At 36.0% G+C, this 16967-nt stretch carries 20 protein-coding genes and 1 pseudogene; 2 read left to right on the top strand and 19 right to left on the bottom strand.

From position 1 onward, the window contains the following. Position 1: 1 nt before the first annotated feature. Positions 2–1288 (bottom strand): homoserine dehydrogenase, encoded by a 1287-nt coding sequence (locus tag O3616_RS04890; protein WP_371638266.1) that lies wholly within the window; start codon positions 1286–1288, stop codon positions 2–4. A gap of 147 nt (positions 1289–1435) precedes the next feature. Next, a complete protein-coding gene (gene mecA, locus O3616_RS04885; RefSeq protein ID WP_371638265.1) occupies positions 1436–2173 on the bottom strand; it encodes an adaptor protein MecA in 738 nt (245 codons plus the stop codon). 124 nt (positions 2174–2297) lie between these two features. On the opposite strand from mecA, the gene O3616_RS04880 reads away from it, so the two are divergent. Next, positions 2298–3776: an oligosaccharide flippase family protein gene (locus O3616_RS04880; protein ID WP_371638264.1), complete on the top strand. Its 1479-nt coding sequence runs from the start codon at positions 2298–2300 to the stop codon at positions 3774–3776. A 47-nt stretch (positions 3777–3823) separates the two neighbouring features. Here O3616_RS04880 and O3616_RS04875 read toward each other — a convergent pair whose 3' ends face one another. The 17 genes from O3616_RS04875 to O3616_RS04795 form a co-directional block, all read right to left on the bottom strand. Continuing rightward, positions 3824–6415, bottom strand: a complete 2592-nt coding sequence (locus tag O3616_RS04875; protein ID WP_371638263.1) for an MBL fold metallo-hydrolase — start codon at positions 6413–6415, stop codon at positions 3824–3826. Positions 6416–6454: 39 nt separating this feature from the next. Then, entirely contained in the window at positions 6455–7267 is an 813-nt protein-coding gene (locus O3616_RS04870; protein WP_049487269.1) for a phosphorylcholine transferase LicD, read from the bottom strand. A 57-nt stretch (positions 7268–7324) separates the two neighbouring features. Further along, positions 7325–9484, bottom strand: a complete 2160-nt coding sequence (locus O3616_RS04865; RefSeq protein ID WP_371638262.1) for a LicD family protein — start codon at positions 9482–9484, stop codon at positions 7325–7327. A gap of 21 nt (positions 9485–9505) precedes the next feature. After that, positions 9506–10474: a glycosyltransferase family 2 protein gene (locus O3616_RS04860; RefSeq protein ID WP_371638261.1), complete on the bottom strand. Its 969-nt coding sequence runs from the start codon at positions 10472–10474 to the stop codon at positions 9506–9508. Further along, positions 10471–11307, bottom strand: a complete 837-nt coding sequence (locus O3616_RS04855; RefSeq protein WP_371638260.1) for a phosphorylcholine transferase LicD — start codon at positions 11305–11307, stop codon at positions 10471–10473. Before O3616_RS04855 ends, O3616_RS04860 begins: the two co-directional genes overlap by 4 nt. 178 nt (positions 11308–11485) lie before the next feature. Next, positions 11486–11779 carry a hypothetical protein gene (locus O3616_RS04850; RefSeq protein ID WP_371638259.1) on the bottom strand — a complete coding sequence of 98 codons (294 nt, stop codon included), beginning with the start codon at positions 11777–11779 and terminating at the stop codon, positions 11486–11488. 3 nt (positions 11780–11782) lie between these two features. After that, positions 11783–12193, bottom strand: coding sequence for a hypothetical protein (locus tag O3616_RS04845; RefSeq protein WP_371638258.1), 411 nt, complete (start codon positions 12191–12193; stop codon positions 11783–11785). Next, positions 12175–13416, bottom strand: coding sequence for an Mbeg1-like protein (locus O3616_RS04840; RefSeq protein WP_371638256.1), 1242 nt, complete (start codon positions 13414–13416; stop codon positions 12175–12177). Before O3616_RS04840 ends, O3616_RS04845 begins: the two co-directional genes overlap by 19 nt. Beyond that, a complete protein-coding gene (locus O3616_RS04835; RefSeq protein ID WP_371638255.1) occupies positions 13409–13813 on the bottom strand; it encodes a DUF1310 family protein in 405 nt (134 codons plus the stop codon). The genes O3616_RS04840 and O3616_RS04835 overlap by 8 nt, the downstream gene beginning before the upstream one ends. Before the next feature lie 15 nt (positions 13814–13828). Next, complete coding sequence (locus tag O3616_RS04830) at positions 13829–14065, bottom strand: hypothetical protein (RefSeq protein WP_371638254.1); 237 nt, start codon at positions 14063–14065, stop codon at positions 13829–13831. Then, positions 14062–14457 carry a DUF1310 family protein gene (locus O3616_RS04825; RefSeq protein ID WP_371638253.1) on the bottom strand — a complete coding sequence of 132 codons (396 nt, stop codon included), beginning with the start codon at positions 14455–14457 and terminating at the stop codon, positions 14062–14064. The genes O3616_RS04830 and O3616_RS04825 overlap by 4 nt, the downstream gene beginning before the upstream one ends. Positions 14458–14472: 15 nt before the next feature. Further along, positions 14473–14709 (bottom strand): hypothetical protein, encoded by a 237-nt coding sequence (locus tag O3616_RS04820; RefSeq protein ID WP_371638252.1) that lies wholly within the window; start codon positions 14707–14709, stop codon positions 14473–14475. Continuing rightward, entirely contained in the window at positions 14702–15103 is a 402-nt protein-coding gene (locus tag O3616_RS04815) for a DUF1310 family protein (RefSeq protein WP_371638251.1), read from the bottom strand. The genes O3616_RS04820 and O3616_RS04815 overlap by 8 nt, the downstream gene beginning before the upstream one ends. 15 nt (positions 15104–15118) lie before the next feature. Then, entirely contained in the window at positions 15119–15349 is a 231-nt protein-coding gene (locus O3616_RS04810) for a hypothetical protein (RefSeq protein WP_371638250.1), read from the bottom strand. Next, positions 15349–15732 carry a DUF1310 family protein gene (locus O3616_RS04805; protein ID WP_371638249.1) on the bottom strand — a complete coding sequence of 128 codons (384 nt, stop codon included), beginning with the start codon at positions 15730–15732 and terminating at the stop codon, positions 15349–15351. Before O3616_RS04805 ends, O3616_RS04810 begins: the two co-directional genes overlap by 1 nt. Positions 15733–15840: 108 nt before the next feature. After that, positions 15841–16242 (bottom strand): DUF1310 family protein, encoded by a 402-nt coding sequence (locus tag O3616_RS04800; protein WP_371638248.1) that lies wholly within the window; start codon positions 16240–16242, stop codon positions 15841–15843. A 15-nt stretch (positions 16243–16257) separates the two neighbouring features. Next, positions 16258–16638 carry a hypothetical protein gene (locus tag O3616_RS04795; RefSeq protein ID WP_371638335.1) on the bottom strand — a complete coding sequence of 127 codons (381 nt, stop codon included), beginning with the start codon at positions 16636–16638 and terminating at the stop codon, positions 16258–16260. A 182-nt stretch (positions 16639–16820) separates the two neighbouring features. Between O3616_RS04795 and O3616_RS04790 the strand changes: the two are divergent. Next, positions 16821–16967: pseudogene (locus O3616_RS04790) on the top strand (IS3 family transposase); the annotation flags it as partial.

Raw genomic sequence — 16967 nt, 5'->3', positions numbered from 1 at the left:
CTTATTCTCCTAGCACCTTGAAGGTATTCAAGAGGTCGAATTCTGAAACCTTCTTCAATTCAGCTGAGACATTTTCAAGCTGGACTTTATTAATCTTGTGTGTGATGATCACGACACGCGCCTTGTCACCTTCTTTTCCATCTTGAAGGATTTGCTTGAAGGAAATATCTTGGGCATTAAAGATTTCAGCCAACTTCAAGACCTGACCTTTTGAGTCTGGAGCCAAGATTGAGAAGTAGTAGTTTGCTTTGACATCTTCAGGATTTGCCAAGACCAAGTCACGGCTGTATTCGTTGAAGTCTTTGCCAATGGTACCATCATTCAGGCGACGAACGATACGGACAATATCTGCTACAACACTTGTTGCAGTTGGTTTTTGACCAGCACCTGGTCCGTAGTACATAGACTCGCCGATACCGATAGATTCTACAAAAACAGCGTTCATTACGCCATTCACACTGGCAAGTGGATGTGCTATAGGTAGGAAGGTTGGAGTTACTTCTGCAGCAATTCCTGAAGGAGTTTCCTCGATAGAACCAACCAATTTCACTACATAACCAAGGTCTTGGGCTACAGCTACATCTTCTGGTGTGATGTTACGGATTCCCTTGTGGGCTACGTCGTCAAAGGCAACCTTCATACCAAAGGCAAATTGGCTCAAAATCACCATCTTGTAGGCTGCATCAATCCCATCTACATCATTTGTCGGGTCACTTTCTGCAAAACCTAGTCTTTGTGCTTCCACAAGAGCATCATCGTAAGACCAGCCTTCTTCCACCATCTTGGTCATCATAAAGTTGGAAGTTCCGTTGACTACTCCAAGCACGCGCGTGATTTTATCAGAAGCCAAGGAATTTGCTAAAGTACGAAGAATTGGAATCCCACCAGCTACTGCTGCTTCGTAGTAAAGTGCTACCTTATTAGCTTGAGCGATTTCTAACAATTCTGCACCATGGACAGCCAAAAGGTCCTTGTTAGCAGTCACAACGTGTTTGCCAGCCTCCAAGGCACGAGTGATAAAGGTTTTAGCTGGTTCGATACGCCCCATCAATTCCACTACGATCGTAATGTCTTGATCTGACAAAATATCATCCACATTGGTTACAAAGTTAAAGTCATTCCCTGCTGCAAGCAAGCGATTCTTTTCATCTTCATCCTTGACCAACACCTTAGCAACTTCAATCTCTGAATGTGCTGATTGATTGATTTTTTCTCCATTTTCCTTTAGGAGGAAAGGCACACCACTTGCAACGGTACCAAATCCTAGTAAAGCAATTTTAACTGTCATGTTTGTCTCCTCGAAATTTTCTAATATAGCCATTATAACAGAATTTTGTGAAAATTCCTATTATAGTAAATCACTATTTCAGTCTAGAAAAAAACGAATCCGATGATTCGCTCTTCTTAAAATCTAGAAATAGCTTTCCAGAAATGATTATCCAATCTTTTGCAGATTGAGCACTGCATCGTGATTGATCAAGACTTGACCGTACTCCTGCAAGACTGAGCGACTGATGTCACTATCTTCCGCAAACTCGCGCATACGGGCCAAAAGCCAAGCTGGATATGGACTTGGATGATTTTCAATATCCACTAAAATGGTCAAATAATAGCGCTCATTCATCTTGTAGAGTTCAGAAGTTTCCATCTCAAAAGTCACTGTCTTAGCAAAAGACACCAAGTCAGCCAACTTAGCAAAAGAAAGGATATAGTAGATATAAGGTTCTTTCTTGCTCTCAGCTTCTTGTTCAGCCTGTTCCTGCTCTTCTTCCCTGGCTTCTACTTGCTCTAGAGATTGAATGGCTTCGATATCATCCTTTGTTTTGTCTGCGATACTTTTTTCCAAGGTTTTGATAAATTCATCTGGCGACATTTGAGCCAATTCTTCCATGTCTGGCAAATCCGATAAGTCTTCAAAATCTAGATTTTGGTCAATCTTTGATTTGGTTACAAAAACATCAACCTTATCAGGTTTTGGAGTCACACGGAAGCTCAACATACCTGTATCTAAAAAGCTCTCAGGCATCTCTAACTCATCTAAGATAGCGTAAAAGAATTCTTCTGTTTTTTCTTGAGGAACGAGAAAGTCAGCAATCTCCATGCCACGATCCATCAAATCCTCTAAAGACATCGTGATTTTTAAAGTTGTATCACTAATTTGTTTCATTTTCATTGCTAGTAACCTCATACTTTCAGTTCTATCTATTATACTAGATTTTTACGATTTTATCAAAAGAATGAAGCGAGAATGTGATATAATACTAGAGACCATTTTACAATACAAGAAAGAAAGTACAATGAAAAATATAAAAGTTAATGCACTGGCTAGCTTACTAGTCAATGTTCTCAATATCGTTTTTCCACTGATAACCAATCCTTATCTGACACGGATTCTCAGCAAATCCAACTACGGTTATTTCAATACCGCCAATACCTGGGCTAGCTTTGTCATTCCTTTAGCCGCCTTTGGAATATACAACTACGGGATTCGAGCTATCAGTAAGGTTAAGGACGATAAAGATAAGATTAATTATGTCTTCTCCAAGTTATTCTATATATCTGTAATTACTTCTGTCCTTACAACAAGTATCTACTTTTTGTTTATTTACCTAGATAATAGTATTGAAAATTTGAAAGAACTCTACTATATACTTGGTGTCCAGGCTCTCTTCCAATTCCTTTATATCGAGTGGATGAACGAGGCTTATGAAAACTATGCGTTCATCCTTTACAAGACCTTGGTTATTCGTATTGCCATGCTGGTTGCTATCTTTACCTTTGTTAAAACTGCAGATGATATCGTTCCTTATGCCATCGTCATGAGTGCGACAACTATCCTCAACTACCTGCTCAGTTTTCTTTGGATCAAGAGAGAAGTTTCCTTTGTCAAAATTGGTCTCATGGAATTAATCAAAGCATCTAAGCCACTCTTGACCATGTTGCTTCTAGCTAATGCCAATATGCTCTACACCTTACTTGATAGAATGTTTATCACCAAAGGGCCTGATGAAAACTACATTTCTTATTATACCATTGCTTCTAGCATCGTCATGTTGATTGCCAGTGTCCTGAGTGGAGCTATCAACGTCAGTATTCCACGTCTCGGCTACTATCTCGGTAAGAAAGACTACGAATCTTATAAAAATCTTCTAAACCAAGGAGCCGCCCTCTTTTATTTTCTTATCATTCCAACCAGTATTGGGATGATGGTATTAGGAAACTACGCTGCAGTCATCTACTCTTCTGAAAAATACCTTGAAGCTGGTATTGTGACTAGTGTCTTCGCCTTTCGAACTATCATTTGGGCTATTGAGTTGATTCTCGGTAAACAGATCATCTTCATCAACGACCACGAAAATCGTTTAACAGCCTTTTACTTTATTGGTGGCGGAGCTAATATCCTACTCAACAGTCTCTTGTATTTCAATAATATTTTTGCACCAGAGTACTACATTGCTACTACTATTATTGCAGAAACTGTAGTTGTTCTACTGGAAATTTACTTTATCAAGAAGCATCATCTGCTTGACTTAAAAGAAATATTTACTACTTTAACACGCTATACTATTGTATCGCTCGGATTCATTCCAATTTATTTCACTTTTAAATTTCTTTTCCAAATCAACTCTTATACAGTCAACCTCAATATGATACTCATGGTACTCTTGACTGTTGCGACTTGCGGTATCTATTATCTCTTGACGCTATTTCTTACCAAAGATAAAACACTCCACTATGCACTCAATCTTGCACTTGCTAAGATTAAAAGAAATTAAAAGAATCCCCTGCTAATAGACTATTCTACTAGCAGGGGATTTTCTCATTATTCCTTTTCTTTCTTGTCGGAACTACTTGACTCTATAATTGAGTCCTCTTTTTGTTTTTCTGAATTAGAAGAGTTAATTTCTTTATGATTTTCTTGCTTTTCTGCCTTATTAATCTTGTCTGATTTATCAGTTAGAGTAGATGTTTCCTGTTTGTTTGTAGAATGATTTTGCTGCTTATCAACAGTAACTACTTGTCTCCATACACCTTCTTCATTAACTTTATAACCATCAGGTGTGGTAGAATTTTTCAATAAGGAACCATCTGCTTGGAAATAGTACCAATGACCATCAACCTGTTTCCAGCCAGTTTGCATCGCTCCTGTTGAATCAAAGTAATATTGATCACCATTGACTTTTTGAAGGCCAACCAACATAATACCATCTTCAGGATTTAGATAATACCAGACGCCTTTGTCTTTTATCCAACCAGTTTTCATGGCTCCATTTGATTCAAAGTAACGGTAATGATTATCAAACCATTTCCAGCCAGTCTGCATGGCACCAGATGCACTAAAGTAATATTGCTTACCATCTACTTGATTGAGTCCAACCAACATAGCGCCTTCCTTAGATTCAAGATAATACCACATATCATGATCTTTTACCCAACCAGTTTGAAGTGCACCAGATGCAGCGTAATAATGCCAGACATCATTTGACCACTGCCAGCCAACTTGCATGTTACCTGAGGATTTAAAGAAATAGGTTTTTCCATCAATCGCTTTAGATCCTACGGCCATGATACCTGTTTCTGGATCCAAATAATACCATGATTCTTTATCTTTCAACCAACCAGTTTTCATAGCACCTGAGTTCGTATAGAAGTACCAGCTATTGTCTTGCCACTTCCAGCCAGTCTGCATGGCACCACTAGCATTCAAATAGTAACGAATACCCTTTATATCTTGTCTGCCAGTTAACATGATGCCATCTTTATCCAGATAATACCATGTTTCCTGATCCTTGACCCAGCCAGTTTTCATAGCTCCAGAACTTGCAAAATAGTTCCAGTGACCATCAACAAAGGCCCAGCCAGTTTGCATGACACCTTCTTGATTAAAGTAGTATGTGCTTCCATTGATATTCTTTTTACCGACAGTCTTTAGACCATCCTCATCATAGAAATACCAAGCTGAATCAATCTTTTGCCAAGTTGAAGGCTTACCTGAAATTTGTAGTACGCCACTTTCGCTAAAGAACATCTTCTTACCATTAAAAACTTGGTGTCCTGTCAGCATCTTACCATCTGCCGCAAAAAGGTATTTTTTCCCTCCAATTTCAGAGAGCTCGCTAAATCGTCTAGCACCATTCGACTGGATATAATACCAAGAGTTATCTAGCTTGAACCATCCACCAGTTTGCATTTTACCATTTTTGTTCAGATAGTAATCATTCCCCTTGGCATTTTCTCCCCAGTCGTCATTAAGGTGAAGCCAGCGGCCTGCTTGCATTTGTCCTTTTCCATTAAAGAAGTAAGTGGCTCCGCCAATCTCTTTCCAGCCGATAGCCATTTCCCCGTCAGACAAACGATATTTCCAATAGCCATCTTCTTGATACCATTTTTCGTCAACTAGAGGGATATCAGGGAAATCATTTGAAACATTAGCAAATCCTTTATCGCTAATATCAAAAACAGTAGCGTCTTGAGTTTGGCTAGCAGCACGAAGAACCTGAATATTTTTCTTCTGAAGGTATTCTCTAGTTGAAGCAACATTAATATCTCCACCAGTTGTCTGAATAATCATTTTTGGTGATAAGTTTTCAAGGAAATTAATCGTATTTGAAATTGTCGCATCATAATGGTGGTTCCATTTCATCATATCAACCTTGCCGATAACTGGACCTAACTTATCTTCTGCTCCTTCGGCATTATCCAAATCTCCACCAAGATAGATTCTCTTTCCTGCCACAGTCACTACTGAAACAATGGAGTTGGAGTTATCATCTCGAACTTTTTTCAGATTCCCGTCAGTATCATATTCATTCTTGTAGTTGTAGAGCTGGATATCCATATCACCTAATTTTATATGGCTATCCTCATCTGAAATATTCTGGATAAGCGTAACTCCTCGTTTTTGAGCTGCTCTCAAAGCATTATCATAATTGAAAAGATTATCCCATAGACCCCACTTTGCTGTGATTCGATCATCTGAATATTTTTTCAAATAAAACTTACCAACCTGATAACGATTGAGTATTTCGTCTGCTCCACCAATATGATCACTATGAACATGAGTTCCTATGATAAAATCTAATTTTTTAACACCTATTTCATCTAGGTGGCGAATCAATCTATCCTCTAATACTTGATAATTTCTCATAGAAATTCCCCAACGACTTGGATAGCGTGGGTCACTCCCATCAGGAAAATCATAGTCTTCTCCCATATCAATCAAAGCATAGTGACCATTGCTTTCCAGAAGGATGGCGTCACTCCCAGATTTTGCTTTAGTATTTATGAAATGGATACGATTGCCCGAACCTGCAGAGATAGTATTTGCATCTACTCCTTGCGATAACTGAATCAGCGCTAGAAAGAATACAAGAAAACTATACCCAACTAATTTTATTAACTGTTTATTTTTCATCTTGAAAACCCCTTTATTTTAAAAGATAAGAAACTTATACTAATCAATCCAATAATTTTTATCTCCTCCTGGCACTTGTTGCTCAATGGGTGGCGGACTCATATAGTTTTCTCCAAATTCGTAGACAAGTAATTCATGGTATTTTCTAGGAACCTTGACCACAATGTTTTCATACGGCATATCAATCAAATCATAGAGCCATTCTTTTTTTATACCATCTGGATAATAGGAATCATAGATAGTACAAGTGAGATCTGTTGCTTGATCCACACTATACTTCAAAGCAAGACTCTCTAATTTTTGGTTCCATATCTGTGGGGAAGTTAAACGAAAAATAGCTGACCCCATATAACGAGGGAGATTTTTAAGTCCACCATTCTCAGACTTAATCCCTTTAAAATTCAAAGAAGAAAGACGAATGAAATATTTGTAGAGCTTCATTTTCTTCTGGTCACTTTCTTGCGTTACGACACCATCATATGGAAAGATGTCAACGCAGGTTCCCAATACGACCGTTTTATCTATAAGATTAGCATCTCGACGTGTCCTCACATCATAGACTCGCATATAACTGTAAGGATACCCCTTTGTTTCTCTGAATGAAATTAATTTGTAGTAGGGATGATTTTCATTTTTTAAAACCTTATACAGTTTTTCAAACTCATCACGCGCTAAGGAAATATCTGTATCATCATCCCAAGGTATAAATCCTTTATGGCGTACAGCTCCTAGTAAGGTTCCAAAATCAATAAAATATTTGATATGATGTTGTTCACAAAGATCATGAAGATACTTTAAAATATCTAATTCTACTTGTTTGATTTCTTCAAGAGTTAAAGTTCTTTCAGACATAGGTTTTATTCTCCTAAATTTGACTATATTTTTAAACGTTTCTTAATCCCAATCCAGTTATTTAGACTTTTTAACAATCTTCCACAATTTAAAATCATGATGAGATACTCTTTGTTCAACTGGCGGCAATTGCATATAATCTCCGTAGTCTGAGGTCAGAATTTCATGATAATTTTTTGGAATCATAAATTCCTTACCTTCAAATGTTCCAGTAGTAACTTGTTCTAGCCATTCGCGTCTCCACACTGGTTTGTTCATATCCTTGTAGATAAGGTAATCCACTTCCTCATAATCCGACACTTTACGTGATTTAGCAAGTTCTTCAATTTGTGCAACGTATTTATTTGTATTTGTGAAATAAAAAATAATAACTGAAATATAGCGTATCAGTGAATTCAGAACACTTTTCGTATTGGTGATACCTTTAAATGTATAGCAACTCAATTGACGTTTCTTTATCAGCTTTGTCATCTTGTTCTTGAAATTTGCATCATTCTCGTAGCCATCTACAGGGAAAATATCTACATAAATCCCCATATTTGAATCAATACGAACATCTTCTTCTAGCAAGTAGGTATGGTTATCCTGCACTTTCATGAAGGGATAGACATAGTTGAGATTATTTTTATAAGACATCACTTCGTAACGTTCATCAGGGTTAGCAATAAGATAGTCTTGCAACTTTTCATAATCTTCTCGTAACATACAGATATCCATGTCATCATCCCAAGGAATAAAACCTTTATGACGAACCGCACCGATAAGACTGCCATAAGCTAGGAAATATTTGACACCAATTTTCTGGCAAGTTTCATGAATGTATTCCATGATTCCTAGTTCCATCTGTTGGATCTCTCTAATATCAGTTACTTCCTGATAACGAATACCTTCATCACGTTTGCAAACAACTAATCCATAACCAATAATCAACCAAAAGATAATATTAATAAAGTTAGTTGAGTACATAATCTGACTTTCAAATAATTGACCGAACAAGATGCCAAAGAAAAGAATCATAATCAACTTTTCAGAGTTCTTTTTAGAAACAATCAAATAAGTCAAAAAGCGCTTAATTATATATCCTAGTAGAAGTAGAAAGGATACTAAACCTAAAATTCCAGAACTAACAAATATCGTTACCAAAATGTTATGGAAATTTCCACCAATAAGAGAATTTTGAATCTCAAATTTACTGAAATATTTTGTGTAATAATCTGGAACATTTCTTACACCATAACCAAAAATTGGTTTCTCACTTCCCATTTTTATAGCATTTTTCCAAATATAAGTTCTGCCACTAGGTGTTGTTTCTATTAGATGAAGTTCACCTGTTTTTTTTATAACTGAAGAATCCGTTTCTGCATAAGATTGTCCTTTATTTAAGTCTAATACAGTCGCTTTCCCCGAGGATATGTAAATAGAGGTTACATAACTCAATCCGATGTTAGCAGCAGAAACAAGTAAAGCAGAAATAATAAAGATTAGAAATCGCTTAGCTAACTTGCCCCCGTTAATAAAGAAACTATAAAACCCAATCATTAACACTAAAGATAATAAAGCTCCTCTACTTTGCATGGTTGCGAAGTAAACTAATTGAATTACATTATTCAGTTTAAGATAGACAGAATATTTACTTCCTTTATGAATCAAATACATAGCCAAAATAATGCTAATGTATGAAAATATCGCACTAGCATTTGGATTAACAATCCCCCACAGACGTCCATTCATAACACCATAGTAATAAGATTGTTCGCCAATCTTAAATAGGATAAGGACTCTACTTACCAATAAACCAAACGCAAAAATTGCTGAAGAAAAAGATACAATTTGAACCGTATAGGCAATCCAGTCAAATAATTTTTTAAGTTGCCCTGATTCTAACATGGTAAATAATAAAATATAGGTCACCATAAAGAGGATCTCTATCACATTTCCAATCAAATGTCCAGAGCGATTAAAAATAGCTGATAACAGATGACTTCCAGCCAATAGACCAAATAAGGACAGAAATTTGCGATCTACTGTGATTTCTTTCCACTTAAACAATAAGGTACAGCAAATATAAAGTACTACAATCGCTGATAATCCCTTGTAGAGGGGATTTGCTATCTTATAAACCAGTGAACTCATACTTAAAATCGAAATAAAAACAAATAGATACGCAATCCATAGTTTTGATTTTTCAAAGTATTCATCCAATTTTGAAAAATTCATTTTCAACTCCTTCTCATGATATTAGTTTTTTAATCCAACAATTTTCTTATATAGCCATGGAGAAATGACAAGTGAGAGGATCGCTACCTTGCGAAAAGTAGTGAAATAAGCATCCTTCCATATTTCACGTCGATGCTGAACAATCCAAGTCCTCAGCTCGGCTTTCTCCTTTTGATACTCTCCACGTGAAGTAAAGATAATTTTATCGTAAACTGTGATGTACGACCAACATTCTCTATTTTTTAATTCGTGTTTTAAATTAGGAAAAATTTGTGAAACTTGAGCGATTATTTGCTTATAAACTTCTATCGTATCAAATACATACCGATTAACAGATGTTGTCGCACTTCCCTCACGATGATCATAATAATAAATCGGTTTGTCAATAAATACGCTACTACATCTTGTCTTTAGTAACAATTCAGTTAAAAATAGGGCATCTTCAGCCAGGTGATAATTTGTATTAAACTTTTCATCCGCAAGCAGGTCTCTCTTAAACAGTTTTGCGACTGGAAAAAATGACGTTCTGGTAGTCATCAGTAGTTCCTTCATGGTTTCTTCTGTCGACCAGAGTTCTGTTTTTCCAGAATGTGGAGGAAGGTCTGTTACAATGCCATTGTTGATATGGTGTAGAGGAGCAATCACAAAACCTACATGTTCTCCCTCAACTGCACTAGCTAAAGTAGCTAGATAATCATTGGTGACGAAATCATCGCTATCAATAAAAGTTATCCAAGCACCTGTCGCTAGCTGAATTCCAAGATTTCTTGCATTAGAAACACCAGCATTTTCGATATGGTAAACCTTGATATTCTCATACTGATTTGCTAAATCATCACAGATCTTTCCACTAGAATCAGTAGACCCATCATTTATTAGGATTAGTTCAAAATTGGTATAAGTCTGATGAAGAATTGACTCCACACATCGTTCCAAATAGGCTTCTACATTGTAGACTGGAACGATAACGCTTATTTTTTCTCCCATCATGCTCCATATTCTCCCTTGTACTCTCTATAACTCTTATCCATATCAGCGATAACAGCATCATGATGTGGTAGCTGCTTATCTGCTGGTGGAGGTGTCATATAATCACCAAAAGCAGTGCTGAGATAGGCATCATAGCCAACTGGAACAGGCATCTCTGTCTCTTCAAATGGCAAGAAGAGATTATCTTCAAAGGATGCGATTGGGTACTTGTTTCTCATGTAGCCAGGACCGGAGCATAACTCCGTGATTCCATCGCTCTCAGCCAGACTGTACTTGGTCATTTCTTTTTCAGCTTTTTTCCAAATACGATAACGGAGAGATTTTGGAGTCAAACCGAGTAAAATACGGCTTCCCCACTTCATAAGTGCGCCATGCTTTTCTGGAATAGTTTGGGCACAAAACAGAGAATAAATCAAGGCCCAACGAACCTGTTTTTTCCGCTCAGCTGGATTTTTAGGATAATAATCCAAAGGCAAAACATCCAAAGCCAAACCATGTGGCAAATCCAAATCTTGCTGGTAAGGTTTAATGCAGGTAGTTTCCTTGTCACGAATAGTAATAAAAAGATTGCGGTCGACAAAATCCTTGTTACTCTTTGACAAGAAATAACGCTCATCTGCATAACGAGGCCATAATTCTGCCAATTTTTCATAATCCTTACGGGGCATAAAAAAATCTAGATCATCATCCCAAGGAATGAAACCCTTGTTTCGAAGGGCACCAATAGCACCTCCACCACAAAGATAACAAAGCAAATCATGTTCTTTACAAAATGCGACGAAATATTCAGCCATTTCCAGACTACGAGCCTGAATCGCTTTCAAATCACTCATGTCTCTCCTCTTCTGTTCAATAACGAGTTATATCGTTTTATTATACCATAAAAAAGCCTTAAAAATCCATCAGACACTAAGAAAAATCAAAGTTCAAACCACTATTTTACTGGTGATTCAAACCTTGATTTTTCCTGTATTAATCTCCTATCTAATTCCAATTGTAGAATATTCATCTCTACACAATCGTATCATAATCTTTTTCTTTCGTCTTCAAAGTCTCAACAACCTTTGTCGAATAAGCTCCTTTCATCGTTGTATCAATTTGACTAGAAATCATTCCCAATGCTGTCTTTGTTGCTAGCGCTTCTGTTTTAATTTTGAAATCACCATCTGACATCAAATTGTTACGCTCATTCAATTTGAGTGGTGCATAAATATGGCTGATTAGTAAACGTTCTAGTCCCTTCTCAATCTCAGTCATATTATTGTTCACACCTGAGAAGAAGTCATTAATCATTTCTTCAAACACGGGCTATCCCTTCCTTTTTTCTTGTTCGAGTTTCATCTTTTGACGATGTAATGTATCTATATCATCTTCCAATTTTCGTCGTTCTCGTCTATACTCAATCTCTTCTTTTTCAATACTTTGTTCCAAAGCGCGCTGATTTCTTATAAATCCTATAGATACTGCTTGGCTAAAGTCCGAAGCTATTCTGTTTAATCGTGCTCTTTCCTCAGTAGTATCCACGTCCACTTGTCCTAGGTAATGCTGCATCATCTGATACTTTCTTTCCATCATATGCAACAATTGGTTCCGTTTTTGCTGAAGGTTTTCAAATTGTTCTTCTCTTTGTTGGCGAATAGAACGATTGCGTTCATCTAATAAATCTAAATGGTTTTGCTTTGTTCTTAATTCCTGCCAGATTACTTGATTTTCATCCATTCTTTAAAATTCCCTGCTAACTCTTTATCATCTTCCAATTTTTTTTGGACACCATCTGCTATTTGCTTTTCTAAACTTTGAAAATCTTCGGCTAGTTTTTCTGATTTTTTGATTTTTGGATAGAAATAATGATCAAGATCATCTACGATTGTCGTACGAGATACTCCTCCATCAGAATAGGCTGTCGCCACCTCTGTAGGTGATAAAATAAAACCAAAGGGAACGTGATAAGTGCTCGCTACTATTTTCTCTGCTTCTTGGTGAGCTTTATGAACTATGGAGCAAATCTCTTCATGACCAGCATTTGCGACTTCATGCAATCCCGATGAAATCGTTAAGGCCTGTTCGGAGTCTAAAAAGAGTTTCTCACCACTCGTATAACCGCCTGAAGCCAATGTCTCTTTTGCCTTTACATAGTTATACAAGCCACTAGAAACCTTATCCAAAAAAGATGAATACCGTTTTTCAAAAGATGAGGTATCTTTTTTGATTCTGAGGCTACCATCTTCATTAAAAACATAACCGCCCCACATGTGTTGTGCTACGACGGGATCCCAGTTAAAGTTCGAATCCACATGATGAACTATTCCAACAGCATTTTTACTGTTCAGTTCTGCTTTGTATCCTGGAGCATCCTTGGGATATCCAATCGGAACTGCATCTCGTTGATCAATATAATTATGAATCCGGTATTTCATCGCATCTACTCGTTGCCGCTGTTCTTTCGTCAAGACCGGATAGATATTCGGTCCTTGGTAAATATAAGCTCCTGAAATACGAGAAATGTCCCTAACATTAGCTAGGGCGTATTGGGCATCCATGGAGCCAAGAGAGTGAGCATAAACTGAGATTTTAGAGTTCGGATACTTTTCTAGTACGTTATTCAGTGTTGTAGCCGCTGATTCTAACTGAGGTGTTACTTCTTTCTTATTGGTTATGATATTTTTTGCCATAGGAATATCATTGACTTTCCAATCCACTTCCCAGCCATCTTTGCCTGGCTCCTTAGAACCCTCGTAGAGAACGGATATTTCAGATTTGTCTGGACTCTCAACTACTAAAGCCTTCAATCCTGTCTCGTCTTCTATCACCTGACGGACTGTACCGATGGGTTTAGCGTTATCATTATCACCAATTTCAACAGGCTTATCAACTGCAAGCTCTTTATCATACTCTTTTTTTGCTATTTGAAATCTCTCATAGTCAGTATATGTATCAGTCATTTTTATCTCTCTCTTCTACTTTTTTCATTATGGTAGGATCATTTACTCCACCTTCACTAGTAAGCTTCTTCGTATTAAAGTTTTTATTTAGAGTGAAACTAAAAATATAATCCTTATTGTCATTGACATATATTGAAACCATAATACCTCCCATTGGATTGGAAGCAATAGATTCATAATTAATCGCATAAGTTTTAATAACTCCGTCTGGTTCAAATGCTTTAGGATCTATTCGTTTTAATCTATTTCTAAAAATTTGCTTCGCTTCCTCACTCTCTACAATTCTCACCATCTCGTCTTGTTCTACTTTTTTCATCACCTTGTATCCTCCTACGCTTAATCCAACGATAACTAATAAACTTGCTAATATAATTCCTACAATTTTTAATGGCTTCATGACGTCTCCTTTATGTTATTTTACAAATATATCATGCACTGATTTACTTATAGTATACCATAAAGATTTGTCTAAACTCTCAACTACGTAAACCTTTATTCCTGTCTCGTTTTCAATCACCTGACGGACTGTACCGATATCTTCTATCTCTCCTTTATCGTTTTTAATAGTCAGAGGATCACTGGGTTCATAGACTGAATACTCCTCATTTGCTATACTTTGTCGCTCATGATCACTGTAGTCTCTACTCATTGTTTCTCCTTTATCAGATTGTGCAATTTCCCCGAGTATCCCCCACTGGAAAAATTCACCTTATTTTTTTGCGAGTTTTTCTCTAGGGTATACCTTACATATAGTTCATTATCTTCATTTACATAAACAGAAAAATTTATTCCCCCCATAGGGTTATGTTGAATAGATTCTGTATCTATTTCATAAGACTGGATTACTCCTTTATTTGTAAAAGCTTTCCCATCTATATAATTTAAATAATCCTCTATTATTTCTTTGACTTCTTCACTCTTTACAATCCTAACCATCTCATCGTGTTCTACTTGTTTCATTACTTTATATCCTCCTATGCTTAACCCAGCGATAACTAATAAACTAGCTAAAACGATTCCTACAATTTTTAATAACCTCATGACATCTCCTTTATGTTATTTTACAAATATATCAAGTACTGATTTACTTATAGTATACCGTAAAGAGCGGTCTAAACTCTCAACTACGTAAACCTTTATTCCTGTCTCGTTTTCTATCACCTGACGGACTGTACCGATATCTTCTATCTCTCCTTTATCATTTATGATTTTCAAGGGATCTGTTTCAGAATACTTTGTATACTCTTTATTAGCAATTTTTTGACGTTCATGATCACTATACTGTCTATTCACTTTTCTCCTCCGTTATCATTTTTTCAAATTTAGCAGAGTTTCCTCCGCCATCATTAACTAACTTTCCACTTTTTTTATCTTTATTAATAGTGAAAAATACATATAATTCTTCGTCATTATTTATATAAATTTTAAATTTGATCCCTCCCATTGGACTATGAAAAATGGAATTAATATCTATATCATAATTCTGGATAATATTTCCTTCTTCAAGTGCCCCTTTATGCCTCAGCTTTAGGTTATCTTCTATGATCTTTTTGACTTCCTCACCCTTGACAACCCTAACCATCTCGTCTTGTTCTACTTTTTTCATCACCTTGTATCCTCCTATACTTAATCCAACAATAACTAATAAACTAGCTAAAACGATTCCTATAATTTTTAATGACTTCATGACATCTCCTTTATGTTATTTTACAAATATATCAAGTACTGATTTACTTATAGTATACCGTAAAGAGCGGTCTAAACTCTCAACTACATAAACCTTCAACCCCGTCTCGTTTTCAATCACCTGACGGACTGTGCTGATGGAACTTTTTCGAGTTTCTATATAAATATCATTATCAACTTGTAATGTATTATCATATTCTTTTTCAGTAATTAAATTTCGTTCATATTCGCTATACATAGAATCCATCAGTTTGAGTCTCCCTTTAATTTTTCCAGAGGTGGATTACTCCCACCGCCATTTCTTAATTTGCCATCACTATCTTTATGTAAGAAAACACTAACTTTATAACTTGAAGAATCATTTATATACAAATAAACAATTATTCCTCCCATTGGATTATGATCAAAAGAATCAACTTTATATGATTTAATAATTCCTTTTTCTGTTAGAGCATTCGGATCTATTTGTTTTAAGCGCACTTTAAAAATCTCTTCTGCTTCCTCACTCTCTACAATTCTCGCCATCTCATCGTGTTCTACTTTTTGCATTACTTTATATCCTCCTATGCTTAATCCAACAATAACCAAAAAACTAGCTAAAATGATTCCTACAATTTTTAATAACCTCATGACATCTCCTTTATGTTATTTTACAAATATATCATGTTGGGATATGTTTCAGAATAACTTGTATACTCTTCATTGGCAATTTTTTGACGTTCATGATCACTATACTGTCTACTCACTTTTCCCCTCCGTTATCATTTTCTCAAATTTAGCAGAGTTTCCTCCGCCATCATTAACTAACTTTCCGCTACTTCTATCTTTATTAATAGTGAAAAATACATATAATTCTTCGTCATTATTTATATAAATTTTAAATTTGATCCCTCCCATTGGACTATGAAAAATGGAATTAATATCTATATCATAATTCTGGATAATATTTCCTTCTTCAAGTGCCCCTTTATGCCTCAGCTTTAGGTTATCTTCTATGATCTTTTTGACTTCCTCACTTTTAACAATTCTCGCCATCTCGTCTTGTTCTACTTTTTTCATCACCTTGTATCCTCCTATGCTTAATCCAACAATAACCAACAAACTAGCTAATACAATTCCTATAATTTTTAATGACTTCATGACATCTCCTTTATGTTATTTTACAAATATATCAAGTACTGATTTACTTATAGTATACCATAAAGATTTGTCTGGACTCTCAACTACATAAACCTTCAATCCTGTCTCGTTTTCGATCACCTGACGGACTGTGCCGATATCTTCTATCTCTCCTTTATCGTTTTTGATTTTCACGGGATCTGTTTCAGAATAACTTGTATACTCTTCATTAGCAATTTCTTGACCAGAGAAAATCTCTTGTAAATAGGAAAATAAAAGAGTAGATACAAGCATTTTAGGGTGATAAGATGGCTGACCAAAGGCATGATAGAAGGCGTCGAAGTGACAATCTTCCAAGGTATTCACCACTTTTTCAATAGTAAAGACAAGATGATCTTGTGGTAAGAAAGAACTGATTTCTAGTGGTATAGTTGTTTGATTTGTGTTATAGTGAATAGGCATGGGATAGACTTTCTAAATGGTTTATTAAGCAATTCTATTTTACAAAGACTATCGCAACCATGTAAAAAAGCAACGGCAAATCTGAACTGCACCCCAAAAGTTAGACAGAAAAAATCTAACTTTTGGGGTGTTTTATTATGAAATTGAGTTATGAAGATAAAGTTCAGATCTATGAACTTAGAAAACAAGGATATAGCTTAGAGAAGCTTTCAAATAAATTTGAGATAAACAATTCTAATCTTAGGTACATGATTAAATTGATTGATCGTTACGGAATAGAGTTC

The organism is Streptococcus sp. 27098_8_86, from assembly GCF_041432595.1.
GTDB classification, from domain to species: Bacteria; Bacillota; Bacilli; order Lactobacillales; family Streptococcaceae; genus Streptococcus; species Streptococcus pneumoniae_F.
Note: the sequence above shows the minus strand (reverse complement) of the source record. Positions and strands in the feature narration are given on the sequence as shown.

What these genes read in the sequence shown, in the direction of transcription:
- O3616_RS04890 (WP_371638266.1), bottom strand. Translation starts at nt 1,288, where the DNA reads ATGACAGTTAAAATTGCTTTACTAGGATTTGGTACCGTTGCAAGTGGT.
- mecA (WP_371638265.1), bottom strand. Translation starts at nt 2,173, where the DNA reads ATGAAAATGAAACAAATTAGTGATACAACTTTAAAAATCACGATGTCT.
- O3616_RS04880 (WP_371638264.1), top strand. Translation starts at nt 2,298, where the DNA reads ATGAAAAATATAAAAGTTAATGCACTGGCTAGCTTACTAGTCAATGTT.
- O3616_RS04875 (WP_371638263.1), bottom strand. Translation starts at nt 6,415, where the DNA reads ATGAAAAATAAACAGTTAATAAAATTAGTTGGGTATAGTTTTCTTGTA.
- O3616_RS04870 (WP_049487269.1), bottom strand. Translation starts at nt 7,267, where the DNA reads ATGTCTGAAAGAACTTTAACTCTTGAAGAAATCAAACAAGTAGAATTA.
- O3616_RS04865 (WP_371638262.1), bottom strand. Translation starts at nt 9,484, where the DNA reads ATGAATTTTTCAAAATTGGATGAATACTTTGAAAAATCAAAACTATGG.
- O3616_RS04860 (WP_371638261.1), bottom strand. Translation starts at nt 10,474, where the DNA reads ATGATGGGAGAAAAAATAAGCGTTATCGTTCCAGTCTACAATGTAGAA.
- O3616_RS04855 (WP_371638260.1), bottom strand. Translation starts at nt 11,307, where the DNA reads ATGAGTGATTTGAAAGCGATTCAGGCTCGTAGTCTGGAAATGGCTGAA.
- O3616_RS04845 (WP_371638258.1), bottom strand. Translation starts at nt 12,193, where the DNA reads ATGGATGAAAATCAAGTAATCTGGCAGGAATTAAGAACAAAGCAAAAC.
- O3616_RS04840 (WP_371638256.1), bottom strand. Translation starts at nt 13,416, where the DNA reads ATGACTGATACATATACTGACTATGAGAGATTTCAAATAGCAAAAAAA.
- O3616_RS04835 (WP_371638255.1), bottom strand. Translation starts at nt 13,813, where the DNA reads ATGAAGCCATTAAAAATTGTAGGAATTATATTAGCAAGTTTATTAGTT.
- O3616_RS04830 (WP_371638254.1), bottom strand. Translation starts at nt 14,065, where the DNA reads ATGAGTAGAGACTACAGTGATCATGAGCGACAAAGTATAGCAAATGAG.
- O3616_RS04825 (WP_371638253.1), bottom strand. Translation starts at nt 14,457, where the DNA reads ATGAGGTTATTAAAAATTGTAGGAATCGTTTTAGCTAGTTTATTAGTT.
- O3616_RS04815 (WP_371638251.1), bottom strand. Translation starts at nt 15,103, where the DNA reads ATGAAGTCATTAAAAATTATAGGAATCGTTTTAGCTAGTTTATTAGTT.
- O3616_RS04810 (WP_371638250.1), bottom strand. Translation starts at nt 15,349, where the DNA reads ATGGATTCTATGTATAGCGAATATGAACGAAATTTAATTACTGAAAAA.
- O3616_RS04805 (WP_371638249.1), bottom strand. Translation starts at nt 15,732, where the DNA reads ATGAGGTTATTAAAAATTGTAGGAATCATTTTAGCTAGTTTTTTGGTT.
- O3616_RS04800 (WP_371638248.1), bottom strand. Translation starts at nt 16,242, where the DNA reads ATGAAGTCATTAAAAATTATAGGAATTGTATTAGCTAGTTTGTTGGTT.